Source organism: Chryseobacterium bernardetii (genome assembly GCF_003815975.1).
GTDB lineage: Bacteria > Bacteroidota > Bacteroidia > Flavobacteriales > Weeksellaceae > Chryseobacterium > Chryseobacterium bernardetii.
In genome coordinates this window covers 3,612,871-3,630,767 of sequence record NZ_CP033932.1, presented here as the reverse complement: position 1 = coordinate 3,630,767, position 17,897 = coordinate 3,612,871, and the positions used below count along the sequence as shown (strand labels likewise).

Here is a 17,897-nt window from a genome sequence, read left to right as displayed (position 1 = left end):
CCTTTTTTATTTTATTTGATTCTTTTTCCTAAAATTTTCAGACTTCGTTCAATACCATCCAGAACAGCCACATCCGGAAGCGTTCCCCAATCTTCAAACCCAAAATGTCTAAACAGTTTCAGACTAGGCTCGTTATGAAGAAATATAAGTGCAACCAGATTATTCACTCCGAATTTCCCGGCATTATCAATACAATATTGAAGAATAATTTTTCCATAGCCTTTTCCTCTGCAGCTTTCATCCAGATAAATGCTCACTTCCACGGTCCCACTGTAGGCGGGCCTTTCATGGAATGAACTGAAGCTTACCCATCCCACAATCTTCCCTTTATCATCTTCTACCACCCAAAGTGGCCTGGTATCAGGATTATGCTCTTTAAACCACTGTACTTTGCTCTCTACGGAAACTTCTTTCACATCTGCCGTTACCATTCTTGAAGCGACCGTTGAGTTGTAAATAGCTACAATCGTATTTAAATCAGTAAATTCAGCATCCCTGAATTTTAGATTCTCCATAGATATCATATCAATATTTATGGTGTAAAAATAATATTTTTTTTAAAAACCCTTCTCAAATTAAACAAATCATTTAAATTGAGATAAAAAAAAACACAAATACCCCTATAAAAACAGATAAAATAATTAAAAATACTTTTTATCTAGAATGCCATATTGAAAAAGAAGGAACACAAAATTACTGACAACCTATTAATTCCCCCGAATCTCAGGCTATTCAATTCTTTATTTTATATCCTTCAAAATTCTGTTTAGACTTCTTACTGTAATTCCGAGGTATGCAGCCATATCTTCTTTTGAAATCTGAATATTCTGTTTAGACTGCATTTTAAGCAACTGAGTGAATGTATGTTCCACTGTATAAAGCTGTTGGTATGAAGCTCTGCTTGAGGTATTGATGATACGCTCCGCAAAGGAGTTCAGCAATAAGTTATTTAAAATAAGATCTTTCTGAATCAGTTCATTGAAATATGGCAGACTTATGGTGTAAACCTCCACTTCCGTCAGCGCTTCAATACCGCACAGGCAGGGTATATTTTTAATCAGTTCTACTTCACCGAGGATTTCACCGCTTCCCAGGAATTCAACAATGTATTCTTTTCCGTTTTCTTCCTCAAAGTAGCACTTTGTAATCCCTTCTTTAATCAGCATGACTTTAGAAACAGAATGATCCTGGGTCAATAATTTCTGTCCTTTGGAAAAGGATTCCAGAATAATATTCTCTCCGGTTTGTTTCCGGTAAAGTTCCTCAAGATGGCTTAAAAATGACTGATTTGTTCGTAACATAGGTCTCCGGGACAATTGTCCTTTGCGGGTTTATTTTTTATATAGAAATTTGAAGCAGAAATTTACAAAACTAAAATGAATAATCACATTACCACCATAGCTTTTGATGCAGATGATACACTTTGGATCAACGAACCTTACTTTCAGGAAGCAGAAAACGAATTCTGCGCATTGCTTGAAGACTATCTTCCCCATCATTCCGTATCCCAGGAGCTTTTTAAAACAGAAATGAAGAATCTTCACCTATATGGATATGGGGTAAAAGGATTTATACTTTGCATGATTGAAACCATCGGAAGGGTTTCCAGTAATACAGCTTCATTACAAATGGTTAACAAAGCTATTGAATTAGGCCAGGAGCTTCTTCAGAAACCGATTGAACTTTTAGATGGGGTAACAGAAACTCTTGAAAGCTTAAAAGGGAAATACAGGCTTGTAGTTGCTACAAAAGGAGATTTGCTGGATCAGGAACGTAAACTGAAAAATTCAGGATTACAGGGCTACTTTCATCATATTGAAATCATGAGCGATAAAAAGGAAAATGATTATAAAAAGCTGCTAAAGCATCTCGACTGTGAGCCGGAAAATTTTCTGATGCTTGGAAACTCTATTAAATCGGATGTTTTGCCAGTATTGGAAATTGGCGGATCAGCAGCCCATATTCCTTATCATATTACTTGGAGCCATGAGCAGCATGACGTAAACCTGGAACATGAAAATTTTATGGAACTGAGATCGATTAATGAAATCCTATCATTTCTTTAACCATTGAGATTCATTAAGTTCTTAAAACAGTGAGTAAAGCTTCACCTTGCTTTTCTTTTCATTCCATAAAGTAAAAAGGCTGTTCATTTCTGAGACAGCCTTTTCTTTTATTTTTTCAGACATTTTTCAAGGAACTGATCCTGTTCCCATAAAACGTGGAAAATATTCTCTTTAGCCTGGTATCCGTGGGATTCTTTTGGAAGAAGAACCATTCTAACCGGCGCCCCGAGGTTTTTCAATGCCTGGAAATACCTTTCCGTCTGCAAGGTGAAAGTTCCCGGGTTATTATCTGCATCACCATGGATCAGAAGCAATGGTGTTTTCATCTTGTCGGCATTCATAAACGGAGACATCGTGTTATAGATCTCCGGAACGTCCCAATAATTTCTTTGCTCACTCTGGAATCCAAAAGGTGTCAATGTTCTGTTATAAGCACCACTTCTGGCAATACCGCAGGCAAAAAGCTTGGAATGCGTCAGTAAGTTAGCTGTCATAAATGCTCCATATGAATGTCCACCAACAGCTACTTTCTTTTTATCAATATATCCTAACTGGTCTACCGCATTGATCGCGGCATCCGCATCGGCCACCAATTGAGTAATAAAGGTATCATTTGGCTCTGTTTTTCCTTCTCCGATGATTGGGAATGCTGCATTATCTAAAACAGCATATCCTTTAGTCACCCAGTACACAAAAGAACCGTAATACGGAAAGGTAAAATCATTATCATTCTGAGTGCTCTGTCCAGCTGTATTTTTATCCTTATATTCCCTTGGATAAGCCCAGATCAATAAAGGTAATTTTTCTTTCTTAGCCTTTCTATCGTAGTTTGCCGGTAGGTAAAGAGTGCCCGTTAAAGTAACACCATCATTTCTTTTGTAAGTAATAACTTCTTTGTAAACATCTTTAATGCTTTCAAAAGGATTGGCAAAATGAGTTACCGCTTCAGCTTTATTAGATTTAATATTCTTTTTATAGAAGTTCGGATACTGGCTTGATGATTCCTGCGTTGTCAGGATCTCTCCTTTTGAAGGATTTAAAATATCTACAATACTTTCTTTAACACCTTTAAGATTGGAAGTATAGAGTCTTTTTTTCTTCAGGGATTTGATATCCATTTCATCCACAAACGGGTGCTGGCCATCTTTTGTAAACCCGTCGCCCATCAGATAGGCTTTTCCGCCTTTCAAATCAATAACAGATCTGCCATACTGGTTTTTCACTGTATTGAATTTACCCGGATCACTGTAAACATCCTGTGAATTTCTGTCATCAATAACTTTTGACTCGCCATTGTTAAGGTCAATCAGGAAAGTTTTGGTATTTCTGGTATCGTACCATTCCTCAGAAACTAAAGCATAATGATCATTCGTCCAGTTTACATCCTCAAATCTCTGTTTTGTTTTAAAGAATGATTTCGGAGCTGTTGTAAACGGTGCTTCCCAGGTGAAAATTTCATCTCTGTATTCTGCTGTTTTATACTGATCTCCACCATCAAGAGCTTCTGTAAAGACCAATGTTGCCGGAGCATCACTTCTCCACGACATTTCTCTCTTTCCGGTTCTTACCGATGAAAATCCTTTAGGCATAATCTCATTCAGAGGAATTTCATTCACCACTTTAACAGTATTCCCTTTTGTGTCATATACAGTTGTAGTCATGGGGAATCTGCTCAATGGAACAATATAAGAGAATGGCTTTTTAATAACGGTAGATAACAGGTAGTTTCCGTCAGGAGAAAAGCTTAACCCTGTATACATATCCTGGTTCATAACCTTTTTAAGGTTCCCGTTCAGGTCTACGTTGAATATTTCAGAAGTAACCAGCGTCTCAAAGTTTTTCTCATCCTGCGGATTTTTCAAAAGATCCTGATAGGTTCTGTTCTGGGAAACCTTTCCATCTGCTGTAGAAACAATAGGTCCTATTGGAAGGTCTTTCCCGGAATCAATCAACGCAGGTCTGTTTTGAGGCAGAGTTCTGATTAATAAGCTTTGAGAATCATTATACCAGATATAAGGATTTCCTAAATTAGCATTCAGGATATCTGCCGTAATCCTTTTAGCTGTAGCAGATTCCATGTCTACGATCCACAACTCTACCCCTTTATTGGTAGTATTGGTAAAAGTAAGCTTCTTTTCGTCCGGTGAGAACTGTACATAAGCAATTTTAGCTCCGGCAGGCAGGTTTTTCACCTGTACTTCATTTTTATCACCGAATTTCCTTATTTTAAGATTATTGAAATAAGTTACGGTACTTGCAATATTGGTAAGCGGATTGATTCTTAACCCACCCAGCTTCATTTCCTGCTGATTAAGATCATCCAGCGTTTTATAAGTAGAACGGTAAGTAAAAACCACCCAGTCTTTTTTGCTATTCATCAAAACAGACGGCGGTCTTTCATAATCTGCCAGTTTCAGAATTTCGGCAGAAGGCTTTTGATAGGTAATATTCTCCTGTGCATCATAAAAATTGAGAAATGCCAGAAGGCAGATTGTCAGTTTTATCTTCATATAGATTCATTTTCCACGAATGTAGTGATTTTTGAGAGAATTATGATAGTAAGCTCATCTGAAATCCCCGATAATAAAGACATTCCTAAAAATAATCCCAACAAAAAAGAGCATCTCCGGATGCTCTTTTTATTCTATATTGTATTATTTTTACCAGTCTGAAGCCCTTTTTCTTCTTTCAATCAAATGATCTACAGAAACTTTTCCAGCCCCGATAATCATCAGAAGAAGATATACTGAAAGATAGATAAGACTCATTTCTCTTTTTTCAAATGGGTCTGCTGCATGAACTACAAATCCGGCAATAACCATTGTAAAAATCAGGAAACCTACGGAAACTCTTGTAAAAAGTCCTAATATCAGCAGTATTGAACAAACAAATTCGGCAAGCACCGTGAGAATAAGGGTAACAAATGGTCCCATTCCCAGAAAATCAAAAAATTCAATTTTACCGCCTGCCAACAGCATTTGGAGTTTTGGGTATCCGTGAGAAAGCATTGCAAAACCAACAAACACCCTCACTGCTAATATAATAATATCTTTAGGTATTGAGCTCGAATTTGAATTATTGTAGTTCATTTACTAAAAATTTAGACTAAGGTAATAAAAATCTTTAAATACAACGGGCTTCACAGCATTTTTAGTCTATCTGTAGCCAAAATTCTTAAGGTCTCTGTCATTCTTTCTCCAGTCTTTTTTCACTTTAACGAATAAATTTAGGTGAATTTTCTTGGAAAAGAACTTTTCCAGGTCTAATCTTGCTTCTGTACCTACCTTTTTGATCGCCTCTCCTTTATGTCCGATAATGATTCCTTTTTGGGTATCTCTTTCCACATAAATAATAGAATCAATGAAGATAATTCCTTCTTTTTCTTTGAACTGTTCAGTCACCACCTCCACAGAATATGGGATTTCCTTATCATAATTCAAAAGGATTTTCTCACGAATTGCTTCATTTACGAAAAACCTTTCCGGCTTATCTGTATACTGATCCTTATCATAGTAAGGCGGATTCTCAGGTAATAAGGATTTTAATTTCGGTAGAATTACTTCGGTATTAAAGGCATTCAGAGCGGAGATTGGAAGAATTTCCGCTTTTGGAATCCTGTTGTGCCAGTCTTCCACTAATTTCTCAAGTCCGGCCTGGTCCGTCTGATCTACTTTGTTTAATAATAAAAGTACAGGAACGGGGATTTTATTTAATTTATCAATTAAAAACTCTGAAGGCTCTGCTTTGTCTGTTACATCAACAATAAACAGGAATACATCAGCATCCTGAAGGGAATCTTTTACAAAATCCATCATTTTCTCCTGCAACCCGTATTTTGGATCCAATACTCCCGGAGTATCAGAAAATACGATCTGAAGGTCATCTTCATTATAAATACCAAAAATTCTGTGACGGGTTGTCTGGGCTTTCTGCGTTACAATCGCCAATTTCTCTCCCATTAATTGGTTAAGAAGTGTTGATTTTCCGGCATTGGGCTTTCCAACTATGTTTACAAATCCAGCTTTGTGCATAAAAATAATATTACGAACTGCAAAGTTAGTAAAACAAAATTGGTCTTTACAGTTAATCTCAATATTTAAACGAAAAAAGAGAGTTATTTGGCTTTGGTATACTTCAAAAAGATTTTGAAGAGGGTATGTTCAGTTTTTTAAACTTATCTATTCTAATCACAAAGTCACAAAAGCTTTTAACACCTAAGTTCACTTTAGAAAGTTTATATGATACTGCAATAAAGAACACTTAAGTTTTGAAAAATTTTAGTTCTTCATGGCATGTAGGGAAATATAAATGTTTAATATGGTCTTTCTTAATAGGGTTACCTATCAATAGACCAATCCCTTTATTCCTTTCTCATAAAAAACCATAAATAATTTTGTATTGCATTGCCTAAAACTGATATTTTTGAATATTAGAATTCATCTTTTATGAATATAGACCAGATTCTTGACCAGATTTACCTCCTCCCGGAGGCTTCAAAAAACAAATTAAAAGCATATATCTCCGAAGTTTCCCATCCAAAAGGTTATTGCCTGATGGAGGCTGACAAGGTCATTCCCTATGTTTATTTTATCCGTAAAGGAATTGCCCGTGCTTATTCTTCTACTTCGGACAATGATATTACTTTTTGGTTCGGAAGTGAAGGGCAATGTGTTCTTTCAATGAAAAGCTATGTGGAGGATAAACCCGGCTATGAAAGCATAGAACTCCTTGAAGACTGTGATCTATATATACTGGAAACTGAGAATTTAAGAAAACTTTTTAACGAAGATATTCATATTGCCAACTGGGGAAGAAAACTGGCTGAAGCAGAGATGATAAAATCAGAAGAACTAATTATTTCAAGACAGTTTAAAACGTCTCTGGAGAGATACAAAGATATTATTCAGTATCAGCCTGATCTGCTTAAAAGGGTCCAGCTTGGTCATATTGCCTCTTACCTTGGAATTACACAGGTGAGCTTAAGCAGAATCCGGGCGGAAATTAAGTAAGTTGTTTTTATGGAAGGAAGATGGCTTATTGAAAGAAAAGTAAATAAATAACAACTTCCAGCCTAAAATATTCATTGATAAAAATAACACAAAAATCCGGTTCCAAGTCCATAATTTCCCTTTTCCAGTACCCAAGCTTACCTTACTTAAATATCATTTTTTAACAATTGTAAAATTTTTTCTCTATTCAAATGCTGAAATTTGCAGTAGAAAAATTTAACAATGAATTGGATCATATTAGTTATCGCGGGATTATTTGAAGTTGCCTTCGCATCATGCTTAGGAAAGGCAAAAGAAACATCAGGAACTGAGATGTATTTGTGGTATGCAGGATTCCTGATAACCATGACTATCAGCATGCTCCTTCTGATAAAAGCGACACAAACATTACCTATTGGCACTGCTTATGCGGTATGGACAGGAATTGGAGCGGTAGGAACTGCTTTAATGGGAATTATCTTCTTTAAGGATCCTGTAAGCTTCTGGAGAGTTTTCTTTATTGTAACTCTTATCGGTTCTGTTGTAGGATTAAAGGCTGTGTCTTCCTGACACTAACAAATGCATAAACTTCTATCAATATGTAAAGTAAAAACCGTCTTCAGATTTTGAAGACGGTTTTTTTATTTTTTGTAAACTACAGGTAAGATTTCATTGCTCCTTAACCCGTATTTTTTGATTTCTTCTTCAGAAAACTTCTGTGAATAAAAATTGATATCTGTTTCAAATCCTGCTTTTTGCAAACGGTCAAAATAATCCATTCCGTACCAGCGAACATGATCGTATTGGCCAAAGTGTTTCTGACGTTCTTTCGGATCTGTAATGGTAAAGTCTTCGTAAGTCTTTTCCAGTGAATTTTTCATAGGAACCTGAAGAATACCCCATCCGCCGGGCTTCATTACCCTGTACAGTTCACTCATTGCTTTTGCATCGTCCTGAATATGTTCCAGAACATGGTTACAGAAAACAATATCAAAGCTCTCATCTTCAAAAGGTAAATTCAGAATATCTGCCTTCACATCTACAATGGGAGAATATAAGTCTGCTGAAATATAATTCAGGTTACTCATTCTCTTGAATTTCCTTAGAAATTCCTGTTCAGGAGCAATATGCAGAACTTTATAATTTTTAATGAAAAAATCGGTTTCATTCTGAAGATACAGCCACATCTGGCGGTGTCTTTCGAGGCTTAAGGTTCCCGGAGAAAGGGCATTTTCCCTTTGTTTCCCATAGCCATAAGGCAGGAATTTACGGTAAGATCTTCCATCAATAGGATCATAAAACTGATCGCCTTTGAAAAACTGATAAATAAGCGGTCTTGCCCAGATGCTCATTTTAATAAGCATGGGACGTGGAATTTTATTCAGTAAAAGCTTAGTTATCTTTTTCATTAAAAGTCCAGTTGGAAAGGCTTTTCTTCATCACTTACGATTCCTAAAGCTTCATATACATAATCAAATGTGGAAAGCAATACCGGCTTACCGTTGATTACAGCTACATCATGCTCAAAGTGTGCAGATGGAAGGTTATCTAACGTAGTTACTGTCCAACCATCATTATGAAATTTTACTTTTTCAGTTCCAAGGTTAATCATTGGTTCAATAGCAATTGCCAGCCCGTCTTTGATTACTTTTCCGCTCCCCTGTCTTCCATAATTAGGAACCTGTGGATCTTCGTGCATCTGTCTTCCCAGACCGTGTCCTACAAGTTCTCTTACCACACCGTATCCTTCTTTTTCACAATGCGCCTGGATTGCATGAGAGATATCTCCGATCCTTTTTCCTCTGATACACTGCTCAATACCTTTATAAAGGGATTCTTTAGCAACTTTCAACAGTTTTTTAACTTCCGGTTTTACTTCACCAATTTCAAAGGTGTAAGCGTGATCTCCTACAAATCCGTTTAAAATAACTCCACAGTCTACAGAAAGAACGTCTCCTTCCTTTACTACTTCATTATTCGGGAAACCGTGAACTACCTGCTCATTCGGAGAAATACACAGAGAGTTGGGGAAGCCTCCATATCCTAAAAACGCAGGCTGAGCGCCATGATCTTTAATAAAATCGTGGGCTAATTTATCTAAATATAAAGTCGTAATTCCCGGCTTAATTTCTTTTGCTAACATTCCCAATGTTTTAGAAACCAATCGGGCGCTCTCCTTCATCAGACGCAGTTCGTCTATTGTTTTTAATTGAATCATTGTATTAATTTACCAATGTATTAATATATCAGTGCATCCGTTTTTATTGATAGATTGGTACACTGTTAAAAGTTTATATTTTATTTTACCAGAAAAGACCTTTTTTCTTTTCTTTTTTAAGCTTTGAATAAGCCAAAACTTCTCTTCCTTCAACGCGGAATTCTATTCTTTCCTGAATGATATTGTAGATTTCGCCCCAGCCAGGGAATCCTCCAATATTTCTGTCATCAATAAACCAGTCTGCATCCAGTTTTCTTGATTGATTGGCCGGATCAAAAACTTCTCCTTCAAAACTTGAGTTCACTGCATAAAATTCCACCCCATTCTTTTTGCAGAATTCTACTGCTTCATCTAACGTTTTTCCGTGTCTATATGTCCAAAGTATAAGTCTGTATCCTTCTGACTGTAACCTTTTCAGGGTTTCGAAAGCGAAGATCTTTGGCTTCCCGATTCCCGGATAAGCATCATCAACAATAGTCCCGTCAAAGTCAACAGCAATCTTTTTATTATTTAACATTTTGTTCTTTTTTTAGCTTTGCAAAGATAAGAAATAAAAAGAGTGCCAAAAAGAAAGGCACTCAATACTTTTATAATTTAAAATAATAATATGGTCTGTTAGCTTTTAACCCAGTTAAACTGGAACTGAAGATCCGGAGTAGAAACCCTGTCTGTAATCTTCTGTAGTCTTTCAGGAAGCTTCATCAGGTACTCCTGAGCTTTTTCTGCTTTTTCTGTAAGTCCTTTTACATGCTCAATCTTCCATTCATCCAACAGATCCTTCATAATATTGATATAATCCTGACCTGTATATACCATACATCTTTGTGCAGCATCTGAGAAATGTCCCCAAAGCTCTCCTGCCTTCTGGCCAGACTGTCTCATCAGGTGAGCCGGCATTACAATCTTCTTACGCATCATATCTTCAAAGGCAAGGATCATTTCCGATGGATCTATTTCAAGGATTTTAGCTACGAAATGTTTATAAGCTTTTGCGTGTCTGGCTTCATCAGCTGCAATTACACCACACATTTTCGCTAATTTTCCGTTTCCAGACTGTTTTGCCAATGTTCCTACTCTTCTGTGAGAGATATTGGTTGCTGTTTCCTGGAAGCTTGTGTAAATAAAGTTTCTGTATGGATCCATGCTTGTCCCCAAGTCAAATCCATCATTAATAAGATATTGAGTAGTAATTTCAACTTCTCGCATATTTACTCTACCACAAAGGTAAAGGTATTTATTCAGCAGGTCTCCGTGTCTGTTTTCTTCAGCCGTCCATGCTCTTACCCAGTTTGCCCAGCCTACTTTTTCTTCCTGGTCTATTCCTTCAACTCCCATTAACCATGATTCGTAAGATGGAAGGGCTTCTTCCGTAATACAGTCTCCGATTAATGTTACAAACAGGTCATAAGGCATTTCACGGGCAAACGTCTGAATTTCTTCAAGATCATGCTTAAATTCTTCGCTTGAAGGATCTGGTAAATAATCGGAAGGCTGCCAGATTTTTTCAATTGGCGTTAAAAATTTCTCAAGAAAAGAACCTACTTCCTTTTCCAATATTCCCATTACTTCTTTCCTAACAAGCTTTTGATACATTTTTATATTCAGTTTTTAATTAGCAAAGATATGATTTATTTATTATTTAGCGCATAATAAAGTATGCAACTCATACTTTATCTGACATAAATCATAAAAATGCCGATATATAACTATAACGGTATTTTTTTAACATTATTATTGAATTTTAGCTAACTAAAATATCTCCTGTCATTGCAGCTGGTATTTCAACCCCCATTACTTTAAGGATTGTAGGGGCTACATCACCAAGTTTTCCTGGTTTCAAGCTCCAAGTATGGTCTTTATCCATTACAATAAAAGGAACTAAATTGGTTGAATGCTGGGTATTAGGTGTTCCGTCAGGATTCAGCATTACATCTGAATTTCCGTGGTCTGCCAGGATGAAGACCGCATATCCGTTTTCGTAAGCAGCAGTGGCTACTTTTTCGATACATGCGTCTACTGTCTCAGCAGCTTTTACAGCGGCTTCAAAAACTCCTGTATGCCCTACCATATCTGTATTGGCAAAGTTCAGACAAACAAAATCAGCAGTCCCCTGTTCAAGTTCCGGTACAATAGCGTTAGTGATATCGTAAGCGGACATTTCAGGTTTTAAATCATAAGTAGGAACGTCTTTCGGGCTTGGACATAGAAGTCTTTTTTCTCCGTTGAATTCCTGTTCTCTTCCTCCTGAGAAGAAGAAAGTAACATGTGGATATTTTTCAGTTTCGGCAATTCTGATCTGGGTTTTGCCATTCTTCTCCAATACTTCACCCATTGTTTCTGTTAATACATTTTCATCAAATACAACCTGAACATTCTGGAATGTCTTGTCATAATTGGTTAATGTAATATAATAAAGGTTCAGTTTTCTCATGGAGTAATCAGGGAAGTCTTTCTGCGAAAGAACCTCTGTAATTTCTCTACCTCTGTCTGTACGAAAGTTGAAGCAGATCACCACATCGTCTTCAATAATTTTCGCTACCGGAACAATGTTTCCTGTAGCAGTGGTGTTGACTAAAATGATGGGCTTAAGGAATTCATCTGTTACATTATGATCATATGAATCTTTGATCGCAGCCAATGCATCTGTAGTTTGAAATCCAATACCTTCCACAAGAGCATCATAGGCCAATTTCACACGCTCCCATCTTTTATCCCTATCCATTGCGTAGTACCTTCCTACTACGGTAGCCAGCTTTCCGGTAGTGGCTTCCATGTGGTTCTGAAGTTCTTCAATAAAACCTAATCCGGAATGCGGATCACAGTCTCTTCCGTCTGTAAATGCGTGTACAAAGACATTTTCATTTAACCCGAATTCTTTGGCAGCGGTCAGTAGCCCTTTCAGGTGATTGATGTGTGAATGTACTCCTCCATTGGAAACCAATCCTATGAAATGTACTTTTTTATTTTCTTTTTTAGCGTAATCAAAAGCATCCTGGATCACTTTTTCCTGTCCAAGGGTTCCGTTTTCGACGGCCATATTGAGTTTTACCAGATTTTGGTAAACAACTCTTCCAGCCCCAAGATTCATGTGTCCTACTTCGGAATTCCCCATCTGTCCTGCAGGAAGCCCCACTGCTAAACCACTTGCTTCAAGGGTGGTATGTGGAAATTTTTGATAACAGCTATCTATAAATGGTGTATTGGCTTTGTCTATGGCAGAAACTTCAGGGTTTGTTCCCAATCCCCATCCGTCAAGGATTGCTAATATTGCTTTTTTTGACATTTTGTAAAACTTTAGTTATACAAAATTATCGAATTTCAGATGAATAGAAGAATTTGGAGTTCTGAATTTTATTTATTCAGGGTAAAAAGAAAAAATCTGCGTTCTCTGTAAGATCTGCAACCTATATTATTCTCGCAGATCCCGCTGATTTTGCAGATCTTAAAATGTATGATTACAGCTTTCGGCTACATGGCCAGCTGTAAGATAAACATTAATTTTTAAACCAACTATTAATCTTATACGTAAGCTTTTTTGATTTTATTTTGTCGATTCTAATGTTTTGCCCTTTTTCCAAGCCTTCTACATTGGCTTCCTGACTCCAGTTTCCTTTGGTAAATTTCAATTGCGCCGGTAAATATATTTTTAAGGTAAGCGTTCTTTCAAGATCACTTTTCCTCTCCATTTTCACTGAAGAAGCATTCCAGCTCCCCAACTCCTTCTGATTTCCGGCAATATAAACCTCATCATTTTTATCGGGAACACTCACTACAAATGTTACCGGTGAAGGTTCACCTGAAAATTCTTTAAAGAAATCATCATACTTCAAGTTCTTTTCTTTTGCATACGCCTGGATGTAAGAATCCAGAAAACCGCTTTCTTTTAAAAATAAAAATGGATCTTCAATATTGAGAATATCATAAACAGCTTTATGTTTATCTGTTTGTTTATTGAAATAGGCTTCACATATTTTATATCCTATCCAATATCCTAAATCATTGGGTCTGTCATCTTTTTTAGAAGTCCAATAAAACCAATCCCTGAAATCGTCACTTTTATATCTTGTTACGAATTCTTTATACAGTTTGTCTGAATTGGCTTCACCATACTGAAATGCTTTCACATTCATAGGCTCTCCGGAAACAAATTCTCCGATAAAATCAGCACCGCCTTCTGTTAAAGCTTGTTTTAATAAAGTTTCCCCACCTTTATTATTTTGCTGAAAATGGACCATTTCATGAACAATAAGAGGGACTACTCCATCCAGGTTTTTAAACAGTTCGGTTCCTATTGAAATTCCTTCATTGGAAGAATTCCCGCCTGTATTCATTCTTCCGTAGACGAAATAGACGGTTGAAAATTTAGCTTTTGGATACCAATATTTTAAAGCACTGTAACTTGCTTTTAGCTTTTTATCCTTTGCACCAATTCCGTTTAATACATTTCTGGTTTTAAGGTATTCTTCTTTATTTTTTTTCACCGTTGTATAGAGAGAATCTGCATTAATGATACGGTTATTGATAAAGCTTTTTACTCCGGGTGAGCCGTTTTCTATATATTCTATAAAAGGATTGGCTGTGGAGGTTTCCATTTTATCAAAGGCTTTCCAGAAATTTTGGGCGTCTTTTGTTTCTAAAACCGCATTTAGAGGGTCTCCTGTAAACTGGGCATTGATTGTTCCGAAAGCTAACAAAGTGATTGCTATGAGGTGATTGGTTAATAGTTTCATATTGGGTATAAGAAAATAGTTTTATTACTAACGGTCAAAAATAGAAAATTGTTATAGTTTTTTGGGGAAAATTACAAAAGCAAAAAATTAAATGGACTCAATCACAAAAACGGTAAATAATATAGAGATATGAAGACTTTCTGTATGGTACAAATGGAAATATAGACAGAATTTTATTAATTTTGCCGTATGGACTTACGTGATCAACTGAAGAATCTTTTTCCTGAACATGAAGAGCAGGATTTTGAAATGCCTGAAGAAGAATTCAAGCAGAAAGAGCCATTGGTGTGCAAATTTGAGAAGAAAGGAAGAAATGGTAAACCTGTAACAATTGTTGAGGGTTGGGAAGGCAGTGATGAAGATCTGAAAAAGATCTCCAAGAAAATAAAAACCACCTTAGGAATAGGCGGTTCTGAAAAGGACGGAACGATTATCATTCAGGGAGACAACCGTGATAAAATAATGGCTATCCTTAAAGATATGGGGTATAAAACCAAACGTGTTGGCGGATAGGTCTAGAAATAGACCTGGACTTCCGGCAACAATGCCTTTAATTTTTCAATTTTAGATTTTTCTATAGGATTCCCTATAAGAATAAGGGTTTTCAGGGCTTTCAGCTGACTGATTTCTGCAGGAATATCTTTCAGGTTATTATTAGCCAGATTCATACTGACTATTTTTTTCAATCCTCTTATTCCGGATGAGATCTCTGTGATATTGTTGTCACTTACATTAAGAAATTCAAGCTCCTGTGCTTTATAAAGGTTTTCAGGGAGTTTTACAATGGCATTCTGCTGTAATTCAAGATATTTTATTTTTTTGGGAAACGAAAGGTTTCCCATATCATTGATTTGATTATTGGCCAGGTTTAAAAACTTCAGATTTTTGATCCGGCTCAGCCCGTCAGCAATAAAACTGATCTGATTTCCCTGTAAATTTATTTCTTCTAAAGATGGAATATCCATCAGAGCCTCGGGGAAAGTATTAAGATTATTAGCATCAAAATGTACCACCTTAAGGTTTTGCAGTTTTGCAACATTAGGGTTAATGCTTGTTAAGCTGTTCAGGTTCATAGAAAATGTAGTCAGCTTTTTTAACTGACTGATTTCATCAGGAATATATTTGATGCTGTTTTCGTTCACATTTAAAAATTCCAGTTCTTTTAACCTAAATAGCTCCTGATCCATTTTCTCAAGCTTATTGGCCATTATATTTAAAAAGAATAATGAATCGAGTTTCACAATCTCAGGGGGAATATTAAATAATCCTTTTTCTCTGAAACTCATACTGTAAACGGCTTTTTGGCTCTCCAAGGCTTCTTCAATATTGGTAAAAGTAGGATATTTAACAGGATCAATCTGAGCATTAACCTGAGAAAGTGATACAATGGAAAAAAGTAAGAAAAGCTTTTTCATATGAAGATTTTTAAAGTTTTTAAGGCCATATGCGGTTGTATTCTCTTAATCTGAGCCTGCCAATGATAGTGAATTCATAATAAAAAATGTCTGCCGGCAACAGGCGTTACCAACAGACAAGAATTATAAATAGTTATTTTTTTAAAAGTTTTACCGTTTTCTGGAATCCTCCTTCTGCTTCAATATTCAGAATTAAAACACGGGATCCTTCTAATTGCTGTGCAAAATCAAGATCTAGTGTTTTGTGGGTTCCGTTGAACTTCTTTGTATAAACAATTTTGCTGTCCATACTATAAGCGGTTACTGAAATGTCTTTCAGGCCTTTTGGGGAATTGATCTTCACAAGTCCGGAAGTAGGATTCGGTGCTACGTTTACTGTGTTTTCAGCAGCTCCATTTTCAATAGTCCCTAAAGAGCCCTGCGTTCCTAAGTTTTCTTTAAGGGCAATCACAACTGTAGCCGATTTTCCTCTGTAATCAATCATACTTCCTGTAGCATCAATATCTGTAGAGATAGTAGAATCCGGATGCTGGATAGAGAAGAAACCGAATTTATGATCAGGTGTAAAAGTTAATCCTGTAGGCTCAGATCCTGCCGGCATAGAAGCAAAAAGTCTTACTTTCGGATTGGCCTGTGTATGATCCGGAGCAATTACCCAGATATAATTTTTACCGCCATCCTGAAGTACCCAAAGGTTCCCAAGCTCATCAAACGTAAGGTTATCATTTCCATCACCCCAGGCTTCAGACTTCGTTCCCTGTGAAGTTTCAAAAGAATATACGGTATTAGCCCCTCCTACAAATGTTTCCACCTGAGAAGCTGTAGTTCCGTTATCCTGTAAACGATAAACCTTATCCAGCCCTTTTGCTGTAAAATAGATCTTACCATCCAGAGGGCTGATGTCTACATCTTCTACTCCATTAAACCTTGTTCCTCCTAAAGACTGAGCAAGTGTTGCTGTATTGTTTTGGTCAGCTTTAGTTTTATTGGGTACCTGAACCCATGTTGCAGTAGTGGCTGCCGGATCTCCTGCAGCTGTTAGCCCCTGATCCAGCTTTAATACATAAAGATTTCCTGAAGAAAGATCATTGGGTGTATCCATCACATATTTATATACCATGTGAGTACCTCCGTCTTCACCATAATATGCTGTTGTTCCTGCATTGTTAATCACTACATTTTCATGGTTCATGATTCCCATCTGCCAAAGTTTCCCTTTGGAACCGTCAGCATTTTTAGAAACAACCTGAGCTGTTGCAGGATCAATTTCCACAAGCCACCCATAGTCTTTGTATCCATCACCGTTTACGTCATTGGATGTTACAGATTCTTCTGCTGTGACTACCGTTCCCCAAGGCGTAATTCCCCCTGAACAGTTTCTGATGGTCTGCACTAAACTAGGATCTGAAAAGCTTACTGCTCGTGACCGCGTCAGCTGCCAAAGTTTGGCACCTGCATTATAATTAACCTCAGCCATTGTAACGCCCCCCGGATTGGTTTCGTGGTTTACAGAAAGGTATCCGTTTGTGCTGCTTCCTGATTTAGCAACATATGCTGTAAAGTCATTCTGCCCTCCTACTAGTCCTCCGCCTTCAGTGTAACTGTCACCTTCTTTTAAAATAAGCTGATACTTGTGCTCTGCAGGAATGATCAGTTTACCTGTTTGTGCTGTAGGAACAATAGAAGTAAAGCAGCTGATGTGTGATCCGTTGCATACAACAGGCGTAGGAGTTGTATTGGATGTGGTCTTCAGATAAGCATCAATTCTAAGATCTGAACTGCCGGTACTTCTGTTATGCAACTCAACAGAGATTCTGTTCACTCCGTTTATAAATTTTGATTTCGGAATAGAGAAAATATTATATACACTCTCTGCCGCATTATCAATTGTTGTGCTGGATAAAGTATTGAATGTAATAGTCCCTGCAGGCATATTATCTCTTACTACTTCCTCACCGTTAAGATAAACTACGATACCATCATCCCTCATTACCCCGAGTTCCATATTATCGGAAAGTGTAGAAAGGTTTACATTAAAATCCTTAGCAAAATAAGCAGTAATTAACCCTGTAGCTCCGGAATGAATAGTAGTTGTAACAGGATCTCCGTACCCTAATGGTGCATTACCTACGGGCCATGAAGAGATGTTATAGTTTTGGGTCTTCCAGGCATCAGGCTGGGCCTGATCAAGATCCTGGTAACTCCAGGATGTTCCTTTATCAAAAATAATGGTCTGTGCCTGGATGGTAGATCCGGCAAGTAGAGCTAACGCTCCAATTGTTAGTAGTTTTTTCTTCATTTTAATTTTATTAGACCTTGCAAAACTATTTTTTAAAGACCATGTTCCTGTTAATAGGATTTTAAATATAGCCGAGAGAATATTAATTAATTTAAAACCTAATATTAAGAGGATTAAGTTTGTGTTAATAGTTGAATATAAGCCACTGAATATAGTTTGAGAAATCCGGATTTCAACGTTT

17 protein-coding genes are annotated in these 17,897 nt (G+C 36.9%); 4 read left to right on the top strand and 13 right to left on the bottom strand.

Annotated elements, in window-relative coordinates:
* Window positions 1-11 precede the first annotated feature (11 nt).
* Window positions 12-515 (bottom strand): GNAT family N-acetyltransferase, encoded by a 504-nt coding sequence (locus EG339_RS16540; protein ID WP_123871053.1) that lies wholly within the window; start codon window positions 513-515, stop codon window positions 12-14.
* Between the two features lie 225 nt (window positions 516-740).
* A complete protein-coding gene (locus tag EG339_RS16535) occupies window positions 741-1,301 on the bottom strand; it encodes a Crp/Fnr family transcriptional regulator (protein ID WP_123871052.1) in 561 nt (186 codons plus the stop codon).
* 75 nt (window positions 1,302-1,376) lie between these two features.
* Here EG339_RS16535 and EG339_RS16530 point away from each other — a divergent pair, with 75 nt between their 5' ends.
* A complete protein-coding gene (locus tag EG339_RS16530; RefSeq protein WP_123871051.1) occupies window positions 1,377-2,066 on the top strand; it encodes an HAD family hydrolase in 690 nt (229 codons plus the stop codon).
* 107 nt (window positions 2,067-2,173) lie between these two features.
* Here EG339_RS16530 and EG339_RS16525 read toward each other — a convergent pair whose 3' ends face one another.
* The 3 genes from EG339_RS16525 to era all read right to left on the bottom strand — a co-directional run bounded on the left by EG339_RS16525 (window position 2,174) and on the right by era (window position 6,097).
* Entirely contained in the window at window positions 2,174-4,576 is a 2,403-nt protein-coding gene (locus EG339_RS16525) for a S9 family peptidase (RefSeq protein WP_123871050.1), read from the bottom strand.
* A 150-nt stretch (window positions 4,577-4,726) separates the two neighbouring features.
* Window positions 4,727-5,155: a DoxX family protein gene (locus EG339_RS16520; RefSeq protein WP_123871049.1), complete on the bottom strand. Its 429-nt coding sequence runs from the start codon at window positions 5,153-5,155 to the stop codon at window positions 4,727-4,729.
* A gap of 66 nt (window positions 5,156-5,221) precedes the next feature.
* On the bottom strand, window positions 5,222-6,097 hold the full coding sequence (gene era / locus EG339_RS16515; protein WP_123871048.1) for a GTPase Era: 876 nt from the start codon (window positions 6,095-6,097) through the stop codon (window positions 5,222-5,224).
* A 414-nt stretch (window positions 6,098-6,511) separates the two neighbouring features.
* On the opposite strand from era, the gene EG339_RS16510 reads away from it, so the two are divergent.
* Both EG339_RS16510 and EG339_RS16505 read left to right on the top strand, forming a co-directional pair.
* Window positions 6,512-7,075 carry a Crp/Fnr family transcriptional regulator gene (locus tag EG339_RS16510; protein ID WP_123871047.1) on the top strand — a complete coding sequence of 188 codons (564 nt, stop codon included), beginning with the start codon at window positions 6,512-6,514 and terminating at the stop codon, window positions 7,073-7,075.
* A gap of 222 nt (window positions 7,076-7,297) precedes the next feature.
* Entirely contained in the window at window positions 7,298-7,624 is a 327-nt protein-coding gene (locus tag EG339_RS16505; RefSeq protein ID WP_123871046.1) for a DMT family transporter, read from the top strand.
* Between the two features lie 71 nt (window positions 7,625-7,695).
* On the opposite strand, the gene EG339_RS16500 is transcribed toward EG339_RS16505, so the two are convergent.
* The 6 genes from EG339_RS16500 to EG339_RS16475 form a co-directional block, all read right to left on the bottom strand.
* Window positions 7,696-8,463, bottom strand: a complete 768-nt coding sequence (locus tag EG339_RS16500; protein ID WP_123871045.1) for a class I SAM-dependent methyltransferase — start codon at window positions 8,461-8,463, stop codon at window positions 7,696-7,698.
* Window positions 8,463-9,272 (bottom strand): type I methionyl aminopeptidase, encoded by an 810-nt coding sequence (gene map / locus EG339_RS16495; RefSeq protein WP_123871044.1) that lies wholly within the window; start codon window positions 9,270-9,272, stop codon window positions 8,463-8,465. The genes EG339_RS16500 and map overlap by 1 nt, the downstream gene beginning before the upstream one ends.
* 85 nt (window positions 9,273-9,357) lie before the next feature.
* Window positions 9,358-9,789: a BT0820 family HAD-type phosphatase gene (locus EG339_RS16490; RefSeq protein WP_123871043.1), complete on the bottom strand. Its 432-nt coding sequence runs from the start codon at window positions 9,787-9,789 to the stop codon at window positions 9,358-9,360.
* Window positions 9,790-9,887: 98 nt separating this feature from the next.
* Window positions 9,888-10,865 carry an acyl-ACP desaturase gene (locus EG339_RS16485; protein WP_123871042.1) on the bottom strand — a complete coding sequence of 326 codons (978 nt, stop codon included), beginning with the start codon at window positions 10,863-10,865 and terminating at the stop codon, window positions 9,888-9,890.
* Window positions 10,866-11,013: 148 nt separating this feature from the next.
* On the bottom strand, window positions 11,014-12,555 hold the full coding sequence (gene gpmI / locus EG339_RS16480; protein ID WP_123871041.1) for a 2,3-bisphosphoglycerate-independent phosphoglycerate mutase: 1,542 nt from the start codon (window positions 12,553-12,555) through the stop codon (window positions 11,014-11,016).
* A gap of 211 nt (window positions 12,556-12,766) precedes the next feature.
* Window positions 12,767-14,002, bottom strand: coding sequence for a DUF2268 domain-containing putative Zn-dependent protease (locus EG339_RS16475; protein ID WP_164466450.1), 1,236 nt, complete (start codon window positions 14,000-14,002; stop codon window positions 12,767-12,769).
* Between the two features lie 189 nt (window positions 14,003-14,191).
* On the opposite strand from EG339_RS16475, the gene EG339_RS16470 reads away from it, so the two are divergent.
* Window positions 14,192-14,515, top strand: a complete 324-nt coding sequence (locus EG339_RS16470) for a translation initiation factor (RefSeq protein WP_066698054.1) — start codon at window positions 14,192-14,194, stop codon at window positions 14,513-14,515.
* A 2-nt stretch (window positions 14,516-14,517) separates the two neighbouring features.
* On the opposite strand, the gene EG339_RS16465 is transcribed toward EG339_RS16470, so the two are convergent.
* Window positions 14,518-15,417 (bottom strand): leucine-rich repeat domain-containing protein, encoded by a 900-nt coding sequence (locus EG339_RS16465; protein ID WP_123871040.1) that lies wholly within the window; start codon window positions 15,415-15,417, stop codon window positions 14,518-14,520.
* Between the two features lie 133 nt (window positions 15,418-15,550).
* Complete coding sequence (locus tag EG339_RS16460) at window positions 15,551-17,716, bottom strand: alkaline phosphatase PhoX (RefSeq protein WP_123871039.1); 2,166 nt, start codon at window positions 17,714-17,716, stop codon at window positions 15,551-15,553.
* Window positions 17,717-17,897 lie beyond the last annotated feature (181 nt).

Bases quoted from the DNA above. Each gene is read 5' to 3' on its own strand.
- EG339_RS16530 (WP_123871051.1), top strand. From the start codon at position 1,377: ATGAATAATCACATTACCACCATAGCTTTTGATGCAGATGATACACTT.
- EG339_RS16540 (WP_123871053.1), bottom strand. From the start codon at position 515: ATGGAGAATCTAAAATTCAGGGATGCTGAATTTACTGATTTAAATACG.
- EG339_RS16510 (WP_123871047.1), top strand. From the start codon at position 6,512: ATGAATATAGACCAGATTCTTGACCAGATTTACCTCCTCCCGGAGGCT.
- EG339_RS16460 (WP_123871039.1), bottom strand. From the start codon at position 17,716: ATGAAGAAAAAACTACTAACAATTGGAGCGTTAGCTCTACTTGCCGGA.
- gpmI (WP_123871041.1), bottom strand. From the start codon at position 12,555: ATGTCAAAAAAAGCAATATTAGCAATCCTTGACGGATGGGGATTGGGA.
- EG339_RS16535 (WP_123871052.1), bottom strand. From the start codon at position 1,301: ATGTTACGAACAAATCAGTCATTTTTAAGCCATCTTGAGGAACTTTAC.
- era (WP_123871048.1), bottom strand. From the start codon at position 6,097: ATGCACAAAGCTGGATTTGTAAACATAGTTGGAAAGCCCAATGCCGGA.
- EG339_RS16520 (WP_123871049.1), bottom strand. From the start codon at position 5,155: ATGAACTACAATAATTCAAATTCGAGCTCAATACCTAAAGATATTATT.
- EG339_RS16490 (WP_123871043.1), bottom strand. From the start codon at position 9,789: ATGTTAAATAATAAAAAGATTGCTGTTGACTTTGACGGGACTATTGTT.
- EG339_RS16485 (WP_123871042.1), bottom strand. From the start codon at position 10,865: ATGTATCAAAAGCTTGTTAGGAAAGAAGTAATGGGAATATTGGAAAAG.
- EG339_RS16525 (WP_123871050.1), bottom strand. From the start codon at position 4,576: ATGAAGATAAAACTGACAATCTGCCTTCTGGCATTTCTCAATTTTTAT.
- map (WP_123871044.1), bottom strand. From the start codon at position 9,272: ATGATTCAATTAAAAACAATAGACGAACTGCGTCTGATGAAGGAGAGC.
- EG339_RS16465 (WP_123871040.1), bottom strand. From the start codon at position 15,417: ATGAAAAAGCTTTTCTTACTTTTTTCCATTGTATCACTTTCTCAGGTT.
- EG339_RS16500 (WP_123871045.1), bottom strand. From the start codon at position 8,463: ATGAAAAAGATAACTAAGCTTTTACTGAATAAAATTCCACGTCCCATG.
- EG339_RS16475 (WP_164466450.1), bottom strand. From the start codon at position 14,002: ATGAAACTATTAACCAATCACCTCATAGCAATCACTTTGTTAGCTTTC.
- EG339_RS16470 (WP_066698054.1), top strand. From the start codon at position 14,192: ATGGACTTACGTGATCAACTGAAGAATCTTTTTCCTGAACATGAAGAG.
- EG339_RS16505 (WP_123871046.1), top strand. From the start codon at position 7,298: ATGAATTGGATCATATTAGTTATCGCGGGATTATTTGAAGTTGCCTTC.